A 19,197-nucleotide genomic window follows, 5' to 3' on the forward strand; every position below is an offset into this window, starting at 1 on the left:
GATGACCACGCACAAATTTGAACATCCGTTAAATGAGAAAACTCGTATTTATCTAAGAGTGGAGTCTCTGCTGCGTCAGGCTCACTTGGCCTCTGGGTTTAGCGAAAATCATCAGTATCAACTGTTTTTCCGTGCGTTATTCGATATGGTTGAGATCTTCGAACAAATCCAACTGAAAAGTGAACTGGCTAAAGATCTTGAGAAGCAACGGCTGTCGTACCGCCATTGGCTCAATGTTGATGGCGTCGATCAAGACGCATTAAATACCCTACTACAAGAGATAGATGTCGTTCATAGCCAACTAATGGGTGCAGAACGTTTTGGTCAAGCACTAAAAGAAGATCGCTTCCTAAGCTCTATCCGTCAACGCTTTAATCTACCGGGTGGTTCATGCTGTTTTGATCTGCCAGCATTACACTACTGGCTTCATCTACCTATTGAACGTAAAAAGCGTGATGCACAACAGTGGCAAGCAAGCTTAAAGCCCTTATCTGATGCGCTTTCGTTATGGTTAAAGCTCACTAGAGAAACCGGACATTTCAAAGCTCAAATCGGTCGTGCAGGTTTCTTCCAAAGTGACGCTGATGAAGCCAACATTCTAAGACTTCACATCCCAATGGAATATGGCGTGTATCCTATGATTTCAGGCCATAAAAACCGCTTTGCGATCAAGTTCATGTCGTTTGAAAACGGTCAAGCGTGCACACAAGATATTGAATTTGAACTTGCTGTGTGCAGCTAAGACGACACTACGCCTCGCCTCCATAATCTAAAATTCAACGCTTTATTGCGCTTATATTTGATAAAATTTCGTAGCAGCAATAGCGCGTTGAATAAGCCATCTTTAATTCGTTTAGGTATACTACCCTTTAACACCAATTAGTAATGGGACGCTCAACTATGTCTAAAGTTACCATCGTTCAATGTCCACAATGTGGCGCCGACGTAGAATGGGGAGAACAAAGTCCTCATCGCCCTTTCTGCAGTAAACAATGCCAAATGATTGATTTTGGTGAATGGGCAGATGAAGAAAACACCATCCCAGGCGCACCCGATATGTCCGATAGTGATGGCTGGTCTGAAGACCAGTATTAAATTGAGACCTAGGGTAAAGGAATACCCTAGGTTCCTTCTTGGGGAATCTGAATCACGCTCCTTCGTCGCTGTCCAGAAAGACGAATTTTAACCACGGTACCCTGTAATCTTTGGTTATCAATTCCCGTCATTCAGAGGAGCCATAGCGAAATCAAGAACCTACTCATAGCAAGAATACTGTTAGACAACTGAAACACTAGCATTCTCAGCGAGTAGATTTTTAACCACGCTCCTTCGTCGCTATCCAGAATGACGACTTTTAACCACGGTACTCTATAATCTTTGACCATCATTTCCTGTCATTCCGAGGAGCCATAACGGCATCAGGAATCTACTCATAGCAAGGATGAAGCTAACAACGTAAACACTTGCATGCTCGACTAGTAGATTCTGAATCACGCTCCTCCGTCGCTATTCAAAATGACGAATTTTAACCGCGGTACCCTGTAATCTTTGGCCATCATTTCCCGTCATTCCGAGGAGCCATAGCGACATCAGGAATCTATTCACAGTAAGGATGAAGCTAACAACTTAAACACTTACATTCTCAACTAGTAGATTCTGAATCACGCTCCTTCGTCGCTATCCAGAATGACGAATTTTAACCACAGTACCCAGTAATATTTGATCATCATTTCCCGTCATTCCGAGGAGCCATAGCGACATCAGGAATCTATTCACAGCAAGGCAGAGGCGTGGAGTGTACATCAGTGCATGAGCATCGACAGTTCAGGTCGGGTGAAAAGAAACGAGCAAGCTAATTACACAAATAAAAAAACGGAGCCCTAAAAGGACTCCGTTTAAGATGAGAACGCTAGTTATAGCATTACTTCTTAGCAAGTTTCTCTTTGATACGAGCAGACTTACCAGAACGCTCACGTAGGTAGTACAACTTGGCACGACGTACTGCACCACGGCGTTTAACTTCGATGCTATCAACGATTGGAGAGTGTGTTTGGAACGTACGCTCAACACCTTCACCGTTAGAGATCTTACGTACAGTGAAAGCAGAGTGTAGACCACGGTTACGGATTGCGATTACAACGCCTTCGAAAGCCTGTAGACGCTCACGGTCACCTTCTTTTACCTTAACTTGAACTACAACAGTGTCACCTGGTGCAAATTTAGGTAGGTCTGATTTCATTTGCTCTTCTTCAAGAGCTTTGATGATGTTACTCATTTTTTAAATTCCTAGAATAAACTGATACTAAATAAATTAGGTTACTTTGCGTTATGTTCTTTAATGGCTTTATGCTCATTAACAAACTCAGCAAGTAATTGTTCCTGTTCGTCAGTCAGAGCTAGGTTTTCCAGGAGCTCTGGTCTTCTTAGCCAAGTACGGCCCAACGACTGCTTGAGTCGCCATTGACGAATGTCCTTGTGATTGCCTGACATCAGTACCGCTGGTACCTCTTTGTCATCCAATACTTCTGGACGCGTATAGTGAGGGCAATCTAACAAGCCATTTGCAAAAGAGTCTTCTTCTGCTGACGCGAAATCCCCTAGTACACCCGGAACAAACCGAGAGACAGAGTCGATTAACGTCATGGCTGGTATCTCACCACCCGTCATCACAAAATCACCAATCGACCATTCTTCGTCGACTTCAGATTGAATGATGCGCTCATCTACCCCTTCATAACGACCACAAATCAGAAGCAAGTTCTCATTCGTTGCCAGTTCTTCCACTCCTTTCTGGTCGAGCTTGCGACCTTGAGGAGAAAGGTAGATGACTTTCGTCTTGCCCGGTGAGGCTGCTTTCGCGGTATGAATGGCATCGCGCAAAGGCTGAACCATCATTAACATACCAGGGCCACCACCGTAAGGTCGGTCATCGACTGTGCGATGTTTGTCGTGAGTGAAATCTCTAGGATTCCAAGTCTCAATCGACAAAAGACCTTTTTTAACCGCTTGACCTGTTACTCCAAAATCAGTAACAGAACGGAACATTTCTGGAAAAAGGCTAATAACGCCAACCCACATGTTTATCTCGCTCTGTAATTTTGGAGATTAGAATCCAGGATCCCAGTCAACTTCGATCCGTTGAGCTTCGCGATCAACATTAATGATCACTTGCTCTTCAAGGAACGGGATTAATCGTTCCTTCTGCCCGAAAGCATCTTTAAGATTTGCTTTAACAACCAGAACATCGTTTGAGCCAGTTTCTAGCATGTCAGTAACGACACCTAGATCGTAACCTTTAGTAGTTACAACTTGCATCCCAAACAATTCGCGCCAGTAGAACTCATCTTCTGACAATTCAGGAAGTACCGCAGGGTCAATAGCAATTTCAAAGTTCGTCATTAGATGCGCGTCTTCACGAACATCCATGCCTTCCAGCTTAGCCACCATACCTTTGTTATGGCGCTTCCAGCTTTCTACTTTGTACTCAACCCACTTGCCCTTTTGGTTAATGTACCAAGGGCTGTAATCGAAAATGCTTTCAGCATTGTCTGTGTAGGAAAAAACCTTAAGCCAACCACGAATGCCGTAAGTAGCACCAAACTTGCCTACAACAATCTTTTCGTTGCTCATTGTTTCTTTACCTTTCATCGACATAAACTAGTTTCTACTTTTCAAGTAAAAAATTAAGCCGCTTTTTGAGCGTCTTTAACTAGCTTAGCAACACGGTCAGATACTGACGCGCCTTGACCAACCCAGTGGTTAACGCGGTCTAGGTCTAGACGTAGACCTTCTTCTTGACCTTTAGCAGTTGGGTTGAAGAAACCAACTTTCTCGATGAAACGGCCAGTTGCAGCGTTGCGGCTGTCCGCTACTACGATTTGATAAAATGGACGCTTTTTAGCGCCGTGACGTGCCAAACGAATGGTTACCATGTCGTCCTCTTTGCTTTCTCAAAAATAAAATTAACCCCAAAAACCATTCAAGAAATTAAACAGTTTGGGGTCTCGTGCCAAAATAAAGCTCCGGAATTTTACTCTTCTCCCGGAGCAATGCAAGGAGTTTAGTTACTTTTTCACCAACATAAATTGAATTTAAAGTTTGTGACGTACCTAACACCCTGAATCTATGCGTGATCGATTAATTAACGACCAAATGGGTTGAAGCCACCGCCACCACCCATGCCGCCCATCATGCCTTGCATGTTGCGCATCATGCCTTTCATGCCACCTTTTTGCATCTTTTTCATCATTTTCTGCATTTGGGTGAACTGTTTTAGTAAGCGGTTTACATCTTGAACCTGCACACCAGAACCAGCCGCGATACGCTTCTTGCGCGAGCCCTTGATAATTTCTGGGCGTTGACGTTCTTTCATTGTCATGGAGCTGATGATCGCTTCCATCTGTTTGAACATCTTGTCATCGACTTTATCTTTCACATTGTCTGGTAGCTGGGACATTCCTGGAAGCTTATCCATCATCCCCATCATGCCGCCCATGTTTTGCATCTGGCCTAGCTGTTCACGGAAATCTTCAAGGTCGAAACCTTTCTTCTCTTTGAACTTCTTCGCTAACTTTTCTGCCTTTTCTTGGTCAACGTTGCGTTGTAGGTCTTCAATCAAAGACAGAACGTCACCCATGCCAAGAATACGTGAAGCAACACGATCTGGGTGGAACGGTTCTAGCGCGTCAGTTTTTTCACCGACACCCAAGAATTTGATTGGTTTGCCCGTGACATGGCGTACTGAAAGTGCCGCACCACCACGAGCATCACCATCAACCTTAGTTAGAACTACACCGGTAAGAGGTAGCGCATCGCCAAAGGCTTTTGCTGTATTTGCTGCGTCTTGACCCGTCATGGCGTCAACAACAAATAGCGTTTCTACTGGGTTGATAGCTGCGTGAAGATCTTTGATCTCCCCCATCATCTCTTCATCAATTGCCAAACGACCTGCGGTATCGACAATAAGTACGTCGTAGAATTTTTTCTTCGCATGGTCAATCGCTGCATTGGCGATATCAATAGGCTTTTGGTCTGGTGATGATGGGAAGAAGTCAACACCGATGTCTGATGCCAGTGTTTCAAGCTGCTTGATTGCCGCAGGACGGTAAACGTCGGCAGACACAACCAAAACTTTCTTCTTGTCACGTTCTTTTAGAAGCTTAGATAACTTACCTACCGATGTGGTTTTACCCGCACCTTGTAGACCTGCCATAAGAAGCACAGCAGGTGGTTGAGCGGCAAGGTTTAGCGCCTCATTCGACTCACCCATTACGGCTTCAAGTTCTGTTTGAACGATCTTGATAAATTCCTGACCTGGAGTCAGAGATTTAGAAACTTCTACGCCCACCGCTTTTTCTTTAACGCGGTTCACAAATTCACGAACGACCGGAAGCGCAACGTCAGCTTCAAGTAGAGCCATTCGGACTTCACGTAGGGTTTCTTTAATGTTGTCTTCGGTCAGACGACCTTTGCCACTGATATTTTTCAGCGTTTTGGATAATCGATCCGTTAAATTCTCAAACATCTTTGTCTCTTCGCTAAAATGGCGATTAATTAGTGTGAGTATACATTAGCCAAGGTCTGAGTCATACCCGTACCGCTGTCCTATTCTTGTCTCTATTTATATATGGTGCGGTAACTTATTAATTTCAATATCTCATCTCTCACGATTGATGTCGGATATAACGTAGCCCCAAAGTGTAATGCAAGGTATAATTTCTCCATCGTGCACAATAATATTTAGGATTCATGGATAGCTTAATAGCCATCGCGGCCGCCATACTTTATGTCTTGGCGATTGCGACCATCATACCCGGACTCTCACAACAGTCAGGAATCAAAGCAAAAACAGTGTTTGCTAGTGCTGCCTGTGCGCTTGTTTTTCATGCGTGGATTTTGAGTGATCTGATTTTTGATGGTTCAGGTCAAAACCTGAGTATTCTCAACGTGGCTTCTTTGATCAGTTTTATTATTTCTCTGGTCATGAGCCTTGCTATGTTGAAAAACCGACTGTGGTTTTTATTGCCTGTCGTTTATAGCTTTGCTGCCATCAATTTATCTGCTGCCACATTTTTGCCAAGCACGTTTATAAAGCACCTAGAGAATGACCCTAAGCTACTCATTCATATTTCATTTGCGCTCTTCTCATACGCGACTTTAACTATCGGGGCACTCTATGCGCTTCAGTTGGCTTGGCTGGATCACAAACTGAAAGCAAAAAAATCTTTGGCGATTAACCCAAACCTGCCGCCTCTATTAATGGTGGAGCGTCAACTCTTCAAAATTATTTTGATCGGTAACTTATTGTTAACTGCCACGCTCATTACTGGCTTTGTCTTTGTGCAGGATATGTTTGCCCAAGGTAAGGCACATAAGGGCATTCTTTCTTTCATCGCTTGGGTGGTGTACTCAATACTACTTTGGGGTCACTATCAAAAAGGCTGGCGTGGTAGAAAAGTCACATGGTTCGCTGTTGCAGGAGCAACACTGTTGACTCTGGCATATTTTGGCAGTCGCTTTGTAAAAGAAATCATCTTGAATTAAGGAGCTCTAGGGCTCCTATCCTTTATATTTTAGGCTAGATAAAATACAGTACGCCTTAACTCTTTGACTTAACGGACTTACTCAACCGTTATATAACCCAATACTTACAAGGAACAGCAACGTTTTGGACGACATCTCTACGGGTATCTTGTTTGCGCTACTCGCGTGTCTTATCGTCATATCAGGTTACTTTTCCGGTTCAGAAACAGGGATGATGTCTCTGAATCGTTATCGCTTAAAACACTTAGCCAAAAACGGGCATAAGGGTGCTAAGCGAGTCGAAAGACTATTAGACCGTCCAGATCGTTTGATTGGTCTTATTCTTATCGGCAACAACCTCGTTAATATTCTCGCGTCTGCTATCGCAACCATTATTGGTATGCGTTTGTATGGTGATTTAGGTGTCGCTATCGCAACCGGTGCACTAACTATGGTTGTACTGGTTTTTGCCGAGGTTACCCCTAAAACAATTGCAGCGCTTTACCCTGAACGCGTGTCCTACGCGAGCAGTATATTATTGACCATACTGATGAAGTTACTGTCGCCTTTAGTGATGCTTGTTAACTTTATTACGAATGGCTTTATCCGCTTACTTGGCGTAAGAGCGGATCACTCAGCAGAAGATCATCTTAGCTCCGATGAGCTGCGTACGGTGGTAAATGAAGCTGGCGGTTTGATTCCTCGCCGACACCAAGACATGCTAGTGTCTATTTTAGATCTTGAGCACGTCACCGTGAACGACATTATGGTCCCACGCAATGAAATTACCGGTATTGATATTAACGACGACTGGAAATCCATTGTTCGCCAGCTAACACACTCACCACATGGACGCATAGTTTTCTATCGTGACCAAATTGATGAAGTGGTTGGCATGCTGCGCTTGCGTGAAGCTTATCGTCTGATGTTGGAAAAGAACGAATTCAACAAAGAAACGCTATTACGTGCTGCTGATGAGGTCTATTACATCCCAGAAGGCACACCACTGAACGTGCAAATGTTGAAATTCCAACGCAACAAGCAACGTATCGGTCTGATCGTGGATGAGTACGGTGATATCATCGGTCTAATCACTCTTGAAGATATTCTGGAAGAGATCATTGGTGAGTTCACGACGTCAATTTCTCCAAGCCTCTCTGATGAAATCAGTCCTCAAGGTGACGGAAGCTTTCTTATTGAAGGCAGCACCAATATTCGAGATATTAACAAAGGCCTGAAATGGGATTTACCAACGGATGGCCCAAGAACGTTAAACGGTCTTATTTTGGAGCACCTGGAAGATATTCCAGAGAGCCATTTAAGCGTGAGAGTAGCGGGTCACCCAATGGAACTTGTTGAGATTGAAGAGAACCGAATCAAGCTCGTTCGTGTTTATCCGAAGAAGAAAAAATCGACATCCAAATAACCAAAAGAAAAGCCTGACTCATGTCAGGCTTTTTTACTTATTGGGGCAATATGCTTCTTAATGAGCACCTAGTCGATGCGCAACTCTTTTAACATCGACTCAGGCAAAGCAAGTTCATCATTTTTGTTCACCGAAACACCAGCATCCAAAATGTTCTTTGCGATCTGTTGTGCTTCTTTTAAAGAGTGCATTGCTGCCGTGCCGCATTGGTATTCGTTAAGTTCAGGGATCTTATTCTGACTTTCTACCTTCAGCACATCTTCCATTGCTGCAATCCAAGCATCTGCGACTTGCTGCTCTGATGGTGTGCCAATCAGGCTCATGTAAAAACCTGTGCGGCAACCCATAGGCGAAATATCGATGATCTCAACAGAATCACCGTTTAGGTGATTACGCATAAAGCCTGCATAAAGGTGCTCTAGGGTGTGAATACCTTTTTCAGAAAGAATGTCTTTGTTTGGCGCAGTAAAGCGTAAGTCGAAAACAGTAATCGTATCCCCTTTTGGGGTCTGCATGGTTTTCGCCACTCGCACTGCCGGTGCATTCATACGAGTGTGGTCCACGGTAAAACTATCGAGTAAAGGCATTACATCTCTCCTGATTGTAACTCCAGTACCTTTCGGTAATGGATAAATGTCATTCATCCCTACAGCACATGAACAGACTGTGGGCTAAAAGAACCAGCTGCTGTTGTCTTCTAATTCCTGACGACATTGCTTCAGCTGCCAGCCATAAGTTTTCGCTGTTTGTTCAACACGTCGAGCGACTTTGATTAAACTAGGTTTTCGATTATAAGTGCCTCGCTTATACCCACCTCGCCCTTCATGATAAGCCAGATACTGGTTATAGGGATCCCATAATGAAATCCCTAGCTGACGCCGTGTTTCATGAGTGTACCAACCGACAAACATCATAGAATCATCGAAGTTGGTACGAGAGCCACCCTGACCTGTCGCATCTTGGAAGTCTTCCCAAGCAGGGTCTTGAGCTTGAGCGTAACCATACGCACTGCTGACTCGTCCCCAAGGAATAAACCCTAGCAAATAATCTTTAGGTGGTTTTGCATCGTGCCGAAAGCTGCTTTCTTGTTTAATGATGGCCATAGCGACATGAATAGGGGTCCCCCATTCAGCTTCCATATCTTTGGCATCATCGTACCAACCGGATTTCTCTCGGAATATCTCGCATAAGTTATTCTGCTGCTTTGGCGGTGCCGTAGCACAACCTGCAAGTAACACGCTTCCAAGTACCGCTACTACTAACGACTTAATGTTCAACCCCACCAATCCTTAGTTAGTCATTACTGCTTCAGGTAAGCAAAGTAATCTTCCAAAAAATCATCAAAAGAAAGCGTGTCACTCTGCTCTGCTTGCTTTTGTTTTTCCACGGACGACGCTACTTCCGTTTCCATCGTATCTTGTGAGTAGTACTGATAACCGTGCGCTAGGTTTTCATCACGGTACTTCATACCAAGAGTGCAGCCGACTTTACCTAGCCCACCTAGATCTTTCGTTAGCTCTAATAGTTGACCAGAGATCGTTAGTTCTGGGTTATCAATCCATGTCTCGAGTTGATTACACACATCTTGGTATGCACTGCCACCAGCGGTCATATCCATTTGCTGTGCTATTTGACGTAACTCGACGAAAACTCGGTGTGCCCAATCTTGTAGAGATAGACGTTCACCTTGACAACCAATTTGCAGCATTAGACCTTTTTCTCGGCCAGAAACAATGACTTTATTCCAGTTATCGCGCCAACACTCTAATTCACAGTTATCCATAGGGTCTGAGTCTGACAAGGCCGCCCAGGTAAGGAAGAGATCCAAGAATCGTACTTGCTCTTCATTTAAGCCCACTGCGCTGAATGGGTTAACATCTAGAGAACGAACTTCAATGTATTCGACACCACCGCGTCGTAACGCATCTGAAGGCTTCTCACCACTTTTCGATACACGTTTTGGACGAATCGGAGCGTACAGTTCATTCTCAATTTGTAAGATATTGGAATTAAGCTGGCGGTATTCACCATCCACTTTTACCCCAATTTTCGCAAACTCTTCTGATGGGTGGCGAATCGCATCACTCAAACCATCGAGGTATTGGTCAATGCTGTTAAAACCAATTTTCAGCACACTTTGAGCACTATTGGTATAGCCAAGATCGCTCAAACGCAAAGACGTCGACTTCGGCAAATATAATGTCCCGCCAATCTTCTCGAATGGCAGATCGGTTTCACGACCTTGAATAAAAGAGCCACATAACGCTGGTGATGCACCAAAGAAGTAGGGAATCATCCAGCCAAAGCGGTAGTAATTACGGATCAACGCAAAGTACGCATCAGACTTAGCATCTTGGCGGGCTTGTTCATCTTGCTCGCCATAGAGCGCATCCCAAAATGTTTCAGGAAACGAGAAGTTAAAATGGACACCTGAAATAATTTGCATCAGGCTGCCATAGCGACGCTTTAGGCCTTCTCGGTACAGCGTTTTCATTTTCGCTGCATTCGAAGAGCCATACTGGGCTAACTGAATATCATCCTCTGAGCCTACGTAGCAAGGCATTGATAGTGGCCACATTTTCTCTTCACCCATTTTGGTTTGAGTGAAATGATGGATATCTTTCAGCTGTGCCATCAGTTCTGGAATTTCATGTGACACAGGCGTAATGAACTCTAACAATGATTCCGAAAAATCCGTTGTGATCCATTGATTTGTGAACGCAGAGCCTAACCCTTCAGGATGAGGAGTTGTAGCTAGATGTCCATCCTGACGATAGCGCAAAGTTTCTCGCTCAACACCGCGTCCAAACTGCTTAAATACTTCGGGGTTTGATGCAACTTTTTTTAGTCGCGCAGCAAAATCAGTCAAAATGAGGTTCGCTTATATTGGGAGCAGGACACTTGTCACATAACACAAGTGTAAGCTAAGTTATTGATAGTTAATGCATCTAGATAAATAACCCACGAAAAGTTGCTTATCTAGATGAATAGCGGAGAAACGTTTCTCCGCTATTAAATGTGTACTCTATCGAATGATTTCAAGCTCTTCTACGTCTTTCCCCAACTTTTCTAATTGAGGACGCAACGATTTAGCATCACCAACGACGATAATTTGATAGTCATTTGGATCAAACCATTTCTGAGCCAGCGCATTCAACGTCTGCTTATCGACTTTTTCTACGATAGCGTTTCTTTGCTGCAAGTAATCATGATCGAGGTTGTACTTAAGAATATCACTGATGAGCTCCGCTTTTTGTGTTGGCGTTTCATATTTCAGTGCATCTTTTTGACCGACCGCTTGACGCATAAATTTCATCTCTTCATCAGTAATACCTGACTGCGAGTATTCATTTAGCTCATTTTCCATCTCAATGATCGAAGCAACCGTTGCATCCGCTCGTACTTGCGCGGTGAAAACCACCGAGCCTGTTTCTGGATTACCAGAGAAGTAGCCGTAAGCACCGTATGTGTAACCCTTGTCTTCACGTAGATTTTGGTTAATGCGGCTATTGAAGTTCCCAGCTAAGTTGAAGTTTGCCAGTTGGCTTAGGTAAAAATCGCCCGTTGCGTCGTAAGGCATACCTTGACGAACCATCATGACCACACTTTGCGGCGCTCCTGGTTTATCAACAAGATGGATCTTTTGCTCACCTAATGCAGCAATGCTTTGCGGTGCATACAATGGCGCAGCTTCATCTTGCCAGTTTTTCCAGAACGTCAGTTGCTGCTCAATTTCCTGTTTATTGATGTCACCAACAACGACGATTTGCGCACTTTGTGGCGTGTAATGCTTCGAGTAGAATTCACGGACATCATCCAACGTTAATGCACTGACACCTGCTTGCGTGCCGTCTTTTGGTCGAGCAAAAACCGAATCCCCATAGAGCACCTGACGACTCGCTTGTGACGCCATCCAACTTGGATTTTGGTGCTCATATACCAGGCCTTCTAGCGCTTGCATTTTTACACGCTCGAAATCATCTTGATTAAATGCAGGAGACAGCAACATCTCTTCGACAATTTTTAACGTCGGCTCTAAGTTCTTTTCTAGAGCAGAAACACTGATGTTTGTTGTATAACCTGTGGCATTAACAGAGATAACACTACCCAGTTTATCAAGCTCAGCTTGAATCTCTTCGACACTGCGTTTCGTTGTACCTTCTTGCAACATCGCAGCGGTCAATTGGGCAAGACCTTCTTTACCCTTTTCAACAAAACGTGTCCCTGCAGGCAGACTAAATTGCATCATCACCGTCGGCGTTTCATCGCTAACTGCACCAAGCAGCTCTGAGCCATTCTTGAAATGTAACTCGTACAGCTCTGGCATCGTCGCTTTCACTGGTTCTCCTACTGGCGGTTGCACTGAGCGATCGAAGTTATCGGTCGCACGACGATACGCCAATTGGTCATCGGAAATCTTCTCATATTCTGGCAGCGTGCGCTTTGGCGTCACAAAGGTCGCAGGTTTTACGACAAGGTCTGTTTTTCCTTTTGGGACCACGCTTAGGGTCACTTTGTTCTTACCTTGGATAAAGTCCGTATACGCTTTTTCTACCGAAGTCGGCGTAACTGCACGGATTTGTTCAAGCTGTTGCTCAAGACGATCAGGATCGCCGAAAAATGTTTCGTTGGAAGCCAACTGAGTCACTTTACCTTTAACGCTTTCTAGCGCAAAAATAGCATCCGCTTCCGCTTTACCCTTCAACTGCTCAAGGCGATCCTCTGTCACGCCTTTTTCCGCAAACTGATTTAGTGATTGTAAAAGCTCATCGTACAGTTTTGATAGGTCGCCTTTGTCTCCAGAATCACCCATTGCGTAAACGTAAAAGTTACACGCCAGTTCAGCACAGTCATGGAATGAACCAGCATCGACCGCTTTTTGAGTCTTCACTAGGTCTTGATAGAGCACGCTGTTGGTACCGCCACCCAATACTTCCGATAATGTATCGAGAGACGCTTGGCTTTCTTCGCCGTTGTAGGTTGTTGGCCACGCGATCATCACCATAGGTTGTTGAATACGATCTTCTAGAGTGATGTATTTATCTTCTTGCAGTTTTGCAGGTTGTTTCGGCGCATTTTCAACCTCAGGACCACGAGGAATCGAACCGAAGTACTTATTTACCCACTCTAGAGTTTGTTCAACGTCTAAGTCACCACCGATCGTGATAGTCGCATTGTTTGGGCCATACCAACGCAAGAAAAACGCTTTGAGGTCGTTCACATCAACACGATCAAGATCTTCAACATAACCAATGGTTTGCCACGAATACGGATGACCTTCAGGATATAGCGCTTCGGACATGCGCTCCCAAATTAAGCCATAAGGACGATTATCGTAACGCTGAGCTCGCTCATTTTTTACAGTAGAACGTTGAATTTCAAATTTGCGTTGAGAAACCGCATCCAACAAAAAGCCCATACGGTCAGACTCTAACCACAGCATTTTCTCGAGCTGGTTAGCAGGGACAGTTTCAAAGTAGTTAGTACGATCGCGGTTTGTTGTACCATTTAACGTGCCGCCAGCCTCTGTGATGATTCTGAAGTGCTCTTGGTCACCAACGTTCTCTGAACCTTGGAACATCATGTGCTCAAAAAAATGCGCAAAACCAGACTTACCCACTTCTTCACGAGCTGAACCAACATGGTAAGTCACATCCACATGGACCAATGGGTCAGAATCTTCAGGAGCTAAGATCACCGTTAAACCATTATCGAGTTTATACTTTTGGTATGGAATCTTAACTTTGCCTTCTTCAGCTTTCGATGACTCAACGAAAGTTACCCCTTTCGGCAGTGATGAAACTGGCGTATTTGATGCACAGCCCGTGATCACCAACAGTGAACACGCGCCAACCCAAAACATCTTCATGTACTTTCCTTAAAATAATCCGAGATAGATGGCCGCAAGTAAGCTATACCTAGCAGCCTTTCCTAAAAATATTAAAATCACGCAAGGCAGAAACTTCATTCTTAGCCACCCTGCGGCTAAACACAGCGGGTCTCCTATTACAGGTAACCAGCTAAAAAATAACCCCCAATAGCCATACTTAGAGAGCCACTTTAATGCGGTATGACCGTGCTTTTCCTCTTGTGCTTTGTTGGGAATCCACAAGCCAAGCCAATAATTTGTTAAGCCACCAAGCGTATTACCGATAGTAGCGACCATAACAATTGAAGAAACGGAGTATTGATTTAATGAGAGAGTGGCAACTAAGCCCGCCTCAGAACCACCAGGCAATAACGTGGCACTGAGAAAACCGGTCATGAAAAGCACCCATAATGCTGAATCTGAAAACCAAAGCGCTAAACTTTCAAAACTCGTGTTAAATGCTTCTAGCATGTCATATCAAGCAACACCTTGCCTCTGGTTCTTCCTGATTCGACCTGCTGGTGAGCACCAATGACATCACTCATAGGATAAACCTGTTGAATTTCAGTCTTCAGTAAGCCAACGCCGACCATGTACAACAAGGTATCTAACTGCGCAGGGTCTGGTTCAACCAACATGCCACTAGCCTCAAAGCCTAGGAGTTTGGCTTTTTCACAAATCAGCTCAGCAGTTATGGTTGGAACGGTGATGACTCTCGCATTGTCTTTCAGGCATTTAAGCGCATCTAACGCAGCATCTCCGCCTACTAAATCAATCAAAACATCAACATCTTCAACACGTTCTGACACTGGTGCAAATTGATAGTTCACTGCATGAGCACCGAGCGTCGCAAGGTAATCTAAATTTCGTTCACTGCAGGTTGTAAAGACTTCCGCTTTCGTCGCGATCGCAATTTGTACCGCGAGGTGTCCAACACCACCGGCACCAGCGAGGATAAGTACGCGATCGTTTTCCGTCACATTAGCCTTACTGAGAGCTTGTGCCGCAGTTTGCCCCGCCAACGGTAATGCAGCAGCTGCCTCTAAAGTGACAGAGCTAGGAACATGACTTAACTCAGTTTCTGGAACACATATGTATTGACTGTAACCACCGCCTCGAACTGGGAAACCAATAAATCCAGCCACCTCATCACCTTCATTAAAACGTGATGCCCCCTCTCCACAAGACATCACTTTTCCTGAGATGTCGTAACCTGGCACCCAAGGTAAATTATCCTTATTCTGCGCTGCTGCCCAACCGAGCCCAGCTCGAGTTTTGACATCAATAGGATTTACGCCTGAAAAAGCGACTTTTACTAAGACTTCACTAGGCTGTGGTGATGGTGTAGAAGCATGTTGAATCGCGAGTACGTTGGCATCACCAAACTCAGTGATAACGATCTGTTTGTGTTCCATAAACCATTCCCTGCAAGAAAACAAAAAGGGATGCGAAAGCATCCCTTTGACTATAAACCATTTTGTTAACCTAAGTTAATCGTGATTTTGTAAATTGGTTGATCATTCCATTTTCAATAATGTCTAACCAACAAGTGCTAACAATATACCAGCCGCAACGGCTGAACCCAGCACACCAGCAACGTTTGGTCCCATCGCATGCATTAACAAAAAGTTTTGCGGGTTAGCTTGTAAACCAACTTTGTTTACGACTCGCGCGGCCATTGGTACCGCAGAAACGCCAGCCGCACCAATAAGTGGGTTGATGTCTTCTTTCGAGAACTTGTTAAGCAGTTTCGCCATCAGGACGCCCGCACCAGTACCGATACTAAATGCAACTGCGCCTAACCCCAAGATACCTAACGTTTCTAGGTTCAAGAACTGCTCAGCTTGCAGCTTAGAACCAACACCAAGACCTAAAAAGATAGTCACTATGTTGATCAATTCATTTTGAGCAGTTTTCGATAAACGATCGACCACACCAGCTTCACGCATCAAGTTACCCAAACAGAACATACCAACCAATGGCGTAGCTGAAGGTAAGAACAGAATCGTCATCAGTAATACAGCAAGCGGGAAGATGACTTTCTCCCATTTACCAACATGACGAAGCTGAGCCATCTTGATTTGACGCTCTTCCTTGGTTGTCAGTGCTTTCATGATTGGTGGCTGGATGATCGGCACCAATGCCATATAGCTGTATGCCGCGACTGCAATCGCACCTAGCAGATCTGGAGAGAGCTTACTCGCTAAGAAAATCGCTGTTGGCCCATCAGCACCACCGATGATCGCGATAGACGATGCATCTGCCATGGAGAACTCCATGCCAGGTACATAGTTGAGCAAAATAGCGCCAAACAGTGTTGCAAAAATACCAAACTGCGCAGCCGCACCTAACCACAACGTTTTTGGGTTTGCGATCAAAGCACCAAAGTCGGTCATCGCGCCTACACCCATGAAGATCAATAGCGGGAACACACCCGATTCAATCCCAATGTAGTAAACGTAGTAGAGCAAGCCACCAGGCTCAGTAAAGCCAGCATTTGGAATATTCGCCAAAATAGCACCGAAACCAATCGGCAATAACAGTAAAGGTTCAAATCCTTTTTTAATTGCCAAAAACAGCAAGGTACAACCAACCAGCATCATACAGATTTGGCCGAACTCGAAGTTAGCGATCCCTGTTTCTGCCCAAAGGGTTAACAATCCGTCCATGATACTCCCTTACGCCAGCCTCAACAGAGGCGCACCTACTGTGACAGCATCGCCTTCTTTAACGTTCAGCTCTTGAACCACACCACCACGCGCCGCTCGTACTTCAGTTTCCATTTTCATCGCTTCAAGGATGAGCAATACATCGCCTTCAGCTACCTCAGCACCAGGCTGAACATTCACTTTGAAGATGTTACCTGCAAGAGGAGCAGGTACCGCTTCAGCTGAAGCATTAGAAGGTGTGCTAGGTGTAACCGATTTTGCCGGTGCATTAGAAGGAGTAACAGATGTCAGTTCACCTTGAGGGCCAACTTCCACCTCATACACCTGCCCGTCAACACGTACACTATAAGTTTCTACACCACCAGTTGCTGGTTGAGCTACAGGTACAGCAGGCTTCGCAGCTTCTAGCGTTGGTGCTGGCTCAAATGCTTCTGGGTTTTCACGATTCTTAAGGAACTTAAGTCCAACTTGAGGGAAAAGTGCATAAGTGAGTACGTCATCAACACGCTCACTTGCTAGCTTAATGCCTTCTGATTTCGCTTTCTCCATCAGATCAACCGTAAGCGTCTCCATTTCAGGCTCAAGTAAATCGGCAGGACGACAGGTAATTGGCTCTTTACCATCAAGCACTTTCGCTTGCAGTTCTGCATTTAACTCGGCTGGCGCTTGACCGTACTCACCTTTCAATAGACCTGCGGTTTCCTTGGTAATACTCTTATAGCGCTCGCCAGTAAGAACGTTAATCACCGCTTGCGTACCGACGATCTGTGAAGTTGGAGTCACCAATGGAATGAAACCAAGATCTTCACGTACACGAGGGATCTCTTCTAATACTTCATCAATGCGATCCGCAGCGCCCTGCTCTTTCAACTGGCCTTCCATATTGGTCAGCATACCACCAGGCACTTGAGCAATCAGGATGCGTGAATCGACTCCTTTTAACTGGCCTTCCCACTTCGCATACTTCTTACGTACCTCACGGAAATATGCGGCGATAGGTTCCAGTTGCTCGAGTTTCAAATTGGTATCTCGCTCGGTGCCTTCTAGCATAGCAACTACCGTTTCAGTCGGTGTATGACCGTAAGTACAACTCATTGAAGAAATCGCAGTATCGAGAATATCAATACCGGCTTCTACTGCTTTTACCGCTGTTGCTGTAGACAGCCCCGTTGTTGCATGACAATGAAGTGCCAATGGCACATCACAAGACGCTTTGATACGCGTGATAAGCTCTTCCGCTTCATAAGGCTTAAGTAAGCCAGACATATCTTTAATACACAGCGAGTGACAACCTAAATCCTCTAGGCGTTTTGCCAAGTCAACCCAAGTGTCTGCGTTATGCACTGGGCTCGTAGTGTAAGACAACGTACCTTGAGCATGCGCACCAACATCAACCGTTGCTTTAACGGCTTTCTGGAAGTTTCGCACGTCATTCATTGCATCAAAAATACGGAATACATCCATTCCGTTAGCATGCGCGCGTTCAACAAACTTCTCTACTACGTCGTCGGCATAATGGCGGTATCCTAAAAGGTTTTGACCACGCAGTAGCATTTGCATTGGTGTATTAGGCATCGCTTTTTTTAGTTCACGTAAACGCTCCCAAGGATCTTCTCCTAAGAATCGAATACAAGAATCAAATGTTGCACCACCCCAAGTCTCTAGAGACCAGTAACCAACCTTATCCAACTCAGCTGCAATAGGCAGCATATCCTCAATACGCATACGCGTAGCAAATAGTGATTGATGGGCATCACGAAGGACCACATCAGTAATAGCTAGTGGTTTAGACATGCTCTTAAACTCCTTTTTAATCCTAGTTCGGCTACTTCGCGAATGAGGCGCGATGTTTATGAATCGCAGCCGAGATCGCCGCCACTACTTGTGGACTAACAGCTGAAGAGGTTGATTGAATATTAGTGTTTGTTTTTGGTGCTGCGATCGGCTCTGGTACTTCTTCTGGTACCAATTTCGACATTAACCGAACGAGATAAACAAGAATAGTGAGGAAAATAAATACGACCGCCATCCCCGTTAGCATCAGGGTGGCCGCATCTACTAGCAGGCTTCCTATATTAGTCATGTTGCTTCCTTTCTTTGTCATCCTGACAACGTGCAGGACTTTAATAGTGTCAAATCCCGACCCATGGATTATCTCGATTGGTTAAATTTTGTCAATTTTGTTTAAGGAAGGTTTGTAGTAATCCTGATAAATGATTATTTATTCACTACCCAGATCACAGTTCATGACAAAATAATCACTTCAAATCGCTATCACCTTACGAACAGAGTAAAGGAGGGCATAAATAAAAACTGCGATTTAGATTTCAAAATCAAATCGGGACTCACGCAGTAAAAACCAACAAAAACAAAAAGATGAACAAGATTAACAATAAATAAACAAATAACAAACAAAGTGACTACATGAGAGTGATTGAAATGAAAAATGGAAGTCAGTGTATAGGAGGGATAATCAGGATGATTTCACACGATGCGACAGAAGCTTGATAGCAAATTGCTTAGATACGCACATATTCGCTTTTAAAAAAGAGGAACATAGGCTCTAGTGATCCTACGCCATATTTCAGATGTCTAGATACAAAAAAGCCTCGCAATTGCGAGGCTGTTTCAATGAGTGGCGCGTCCTGGAGGATTCGAACCTCCGACCGCCTGGTTCGTAGCCAGGTACTCTATCCAGCTGAGCTAAGGAC

18 protein-coding genes are annotated in these 19,197 nt (G+C 44.6%); 4 read left to right on the top strand and 14 right to left on the bottom strand.

Going from position 1 to position 19,197, the window contains the following annotated elements; genetic code table 11:
- Window position 1: 1 nt before the first annotated feature.
- Together zapD and yacG are read left to right on the top strand one after the other, a co-directional pair.
- Complete coding sequence (gene zapD, locus R7Z78_RS11395) at window positions 2–742, top strand: cell division protein ZapD (RefSeq protein WP_005373086.1); 741 nt, start codon at window positions 2–4, stop codon at window positions 740–742.
- A gap of 158 nt (window positions 743–900) precedes the next feature.
- A complete protein-coding gene (yacG, locus tag R7Z78_RS11400; protein WP_017635922.1) occupies window positions 901–1,095 on the top strand; it encodes a DNA gyrase inhibitor YacG in 195 nt (64 codons plus the stop codon).
- A gap of 826 nt (window positions 1,096–1,921) precedes the next feature.
- Here the strand turns inward: yacG and rplS are convergent.
- The 5 genes from rplS to ffh all read right to left on the bottom strand — a co-directional run bounded on the left by rplS (window position 1,922) and on the right by ffh (window position 5,524).
- On the bottom strand, window positions 1,922–2,275 hold the full coding sequence (rplS, locus tag R7Z78_RS11405; RefSeq protein WP_005379971.1) for a 50S ribosomal protein L19: 354 nt from the start codon (window positions 2,273–2,275) through the stop codon (window positions 1,922–1,924).
- A gap of 41 nt (window positions 2,276–2,316) precedes the next feature.
- A complete protein-coding gene (gene trmD / locus R7Z78_RS11410) occupies window positions 2,317–3,078 on the bottom strand; it encodes a tRNA (guanosine(37)-N1)-methyltransferase TrmD (protein WP_005385420.1) in 762 nt (253 codons plus the stop codon).
- A gap of 27 nt (window positions 3,079–3,105) precedes the next feature.
- Window positions 3,106–3,654, bottom strand: coding sequence for a ribosome maturation factor RimM (gene rimM, locus R7Z78_RS11415; RefSeq protein ID WP_005379964.1), 549 nt, complete (start codon window positions 3,652–3,654; stop codon window positions 3,106–3,108).
- A gap of 29 nt (window positions 3,655–3,683) precedes the next feature.
- Window positions 3,684–3,932, bottom strand: coding sequence for a 30S ribosomal protein S16 (gene rpsP, locus R7Z78_RS11420; protein WP_005379962.1), 249 nt, complete (start codon window positions 3,930–3,932; stop codon window positions 3,684–3,686).
- 209 nt (window positions 3,933–4,141) lie between these two features.
- Window positions 4,142–5,524: a signal recognition particle protein gene (gene ffh, locus R7Z78_RS11425; RefSeq protein ID WP_005385423.1), complete on the bottom strand. Its 1,383-nt coding sequence runs from the start codon at window positions 5,522–5,524 to the stop codon at window positions 4,142–4,144.
- A gap of 224 nt (window positions 5,525–5,748) precedes the next feature.
- Between ffh and R7Z78_RS11430 the strand changes: the two genes are divergently transcribed.
- Window positions 5,749–6,543 carry an inner membrane protein YpjD gene (locus tag R7Z78_RS11430; RefSeq protein WP_005379950.1) on the top strand — a complete coding sequence of 265 codons (795 nt, stop codon included), beginning with the start codon at window positions 5,749–5,751 and terminating at the stop codon, window positions 6,541–6,543.
- A 124-nt stretch (window positions 6,544–6,667) separates the two neighbouring features.
- Window positions 6,668–7,948, top strand: coding sequence for an HlyC/CorC family transporter (locus R7Z78_RS11435; protein ID WP_005379948.1), 1,281 nt, complete (start codon window positions 6,668–6,670; stop codon window positions 7,946–7,948).
- A 68-nt stretch (window positions 7,949–8,016) separates the two neighbouring features.
- On the opposite strand, the gene luxS is transcribed toward R7Z78_RS11435, so the two are convergent.
- From luxS to R7Z78_RS11480, 9 genes are all read right to left on the bottom strand, one after another.
- Window positions 8,017–8,535, bottom strand: a complete 519-nt coding sequence (gene luxS, locus R7Z78_RS11440; protein ID WP_017820391.1) for an S-ribosylhomocysteine lyase — start codon at window positions 8,533–8,535, stop codon at window positions 8,017–8,019.
- Window positions 8,536–8,619: 84 nt separating this feature from the next.
- The gene (locus tag R7Z78_RS11445) at window positions 8,620–9,225 is read right to left on the bottom strand and encodes a hypothetical protein (protein WP_169644374.1); all 606 of its coding nucleotides are present in this window, start codon (window positions 9,223–9,225) and stop codon (window positions 8,620–8,622) included.
- Between the two features lie 23 nt (window positions 9,226–9,248).
- On the bottom strand, window positions 9,249–10,817 hold the full coding sequence (gene gshA / locus R7Z78_RS11450; protein ID WP_054574812.1) for a glutamate--cysteine ligase: 1,569 nt from the start codon (window positions 10,815–10,817) through the stop codon (window positions 9,249–9,251).
- A gap of 156 nt (window positions 10,818–10,973) precedes the next feature.
- Window positions 10,974–13,817 (bottom strand): M16 family metallopeptidase, encoded by a 2,844-nt coding sequence (locus tag R7Z78_RS11455; RefSeq protein WP_017820389.1) that lies wholly within the window; start codon window positions 13,815–13,817, stop codon window positions 10,974–10,976.
- A 9-nt stretch (window positions 13,818–13,826) separates the two neighbouring features.
- Window positions 13,827–14,288: a YqaA family protein gene (locus R7Z78_RS11460; RefSeq protein ID WP_005379938.1), complete on the bottom strand. Its 462-nt coding sequence runs from the start codon at window positions 14,286–14,288 to the stop codon at window positions 13,827–13,829.
- Complete coding sequence (locus R7Z78_RS11465; protein ID WP_104975581.1) at window positions 14,282–15,232, bottom strand: NADP-dependent oxidoreductase; 951 nt, start codon at window positions 15,230–15,232, stop codon at window positions 14,282–14,284. Before R7Z78_RS11465 ends, R7Z78_RS11460 begins: the two co-directional genes overlap by 7 nt.
- Before the next feature lie 123 nt (window positions 15,233–15,355).
- Complete coding sequence (locus R7Z78_RS11470; RefSeq protein ID WP_005379935.1) at window positions 15,356–16,486, bottom strand: sodium ion-translocating decarboxylase subunit beta; 1,131 nt, start codon at window positions 16,484–16,486, stop codon at window positions 15,356–15,358.
- Window positions 16,487–16,495: 9 nt separating this feature from the next.
- Window positions 16,496–18,280, bottom strand: a complete 1,785-nt coding sequence (oadA, locus tag R7Z78_RS11475) for a sodium-extruding oxaloacetate decarboxylase subunit alpha (protein ID WP_104975582.1) — start codon at window positions 18,278–18,280, stop codon at window positions 16,496–16,498.
- 31 nt (window positions 18,281–18,311) lie between these two features.
- Entirely contained in the window at window positions 18,312–18,569 is a 258-nt protein-coding gene (locus tag R7Z78_RS11480; RefSeq protein ID WP_005379932.1) for an oxaloacetate decarboxylase subunit gamma, read from the bottom strand.
- Window positions 18,570–19,197: the final 628 nt, after the last annotated feature.

The sequence above is a fragment of the Vibrio sp. 1167 genome, from assembly GCF_033340375.1.
GTDB lineage: Bacteria > Pseudomonadota > Gammaproteobacteria > Enterobacterales > Vibrionaceae > Vibrio > Vibrio alginolyticus.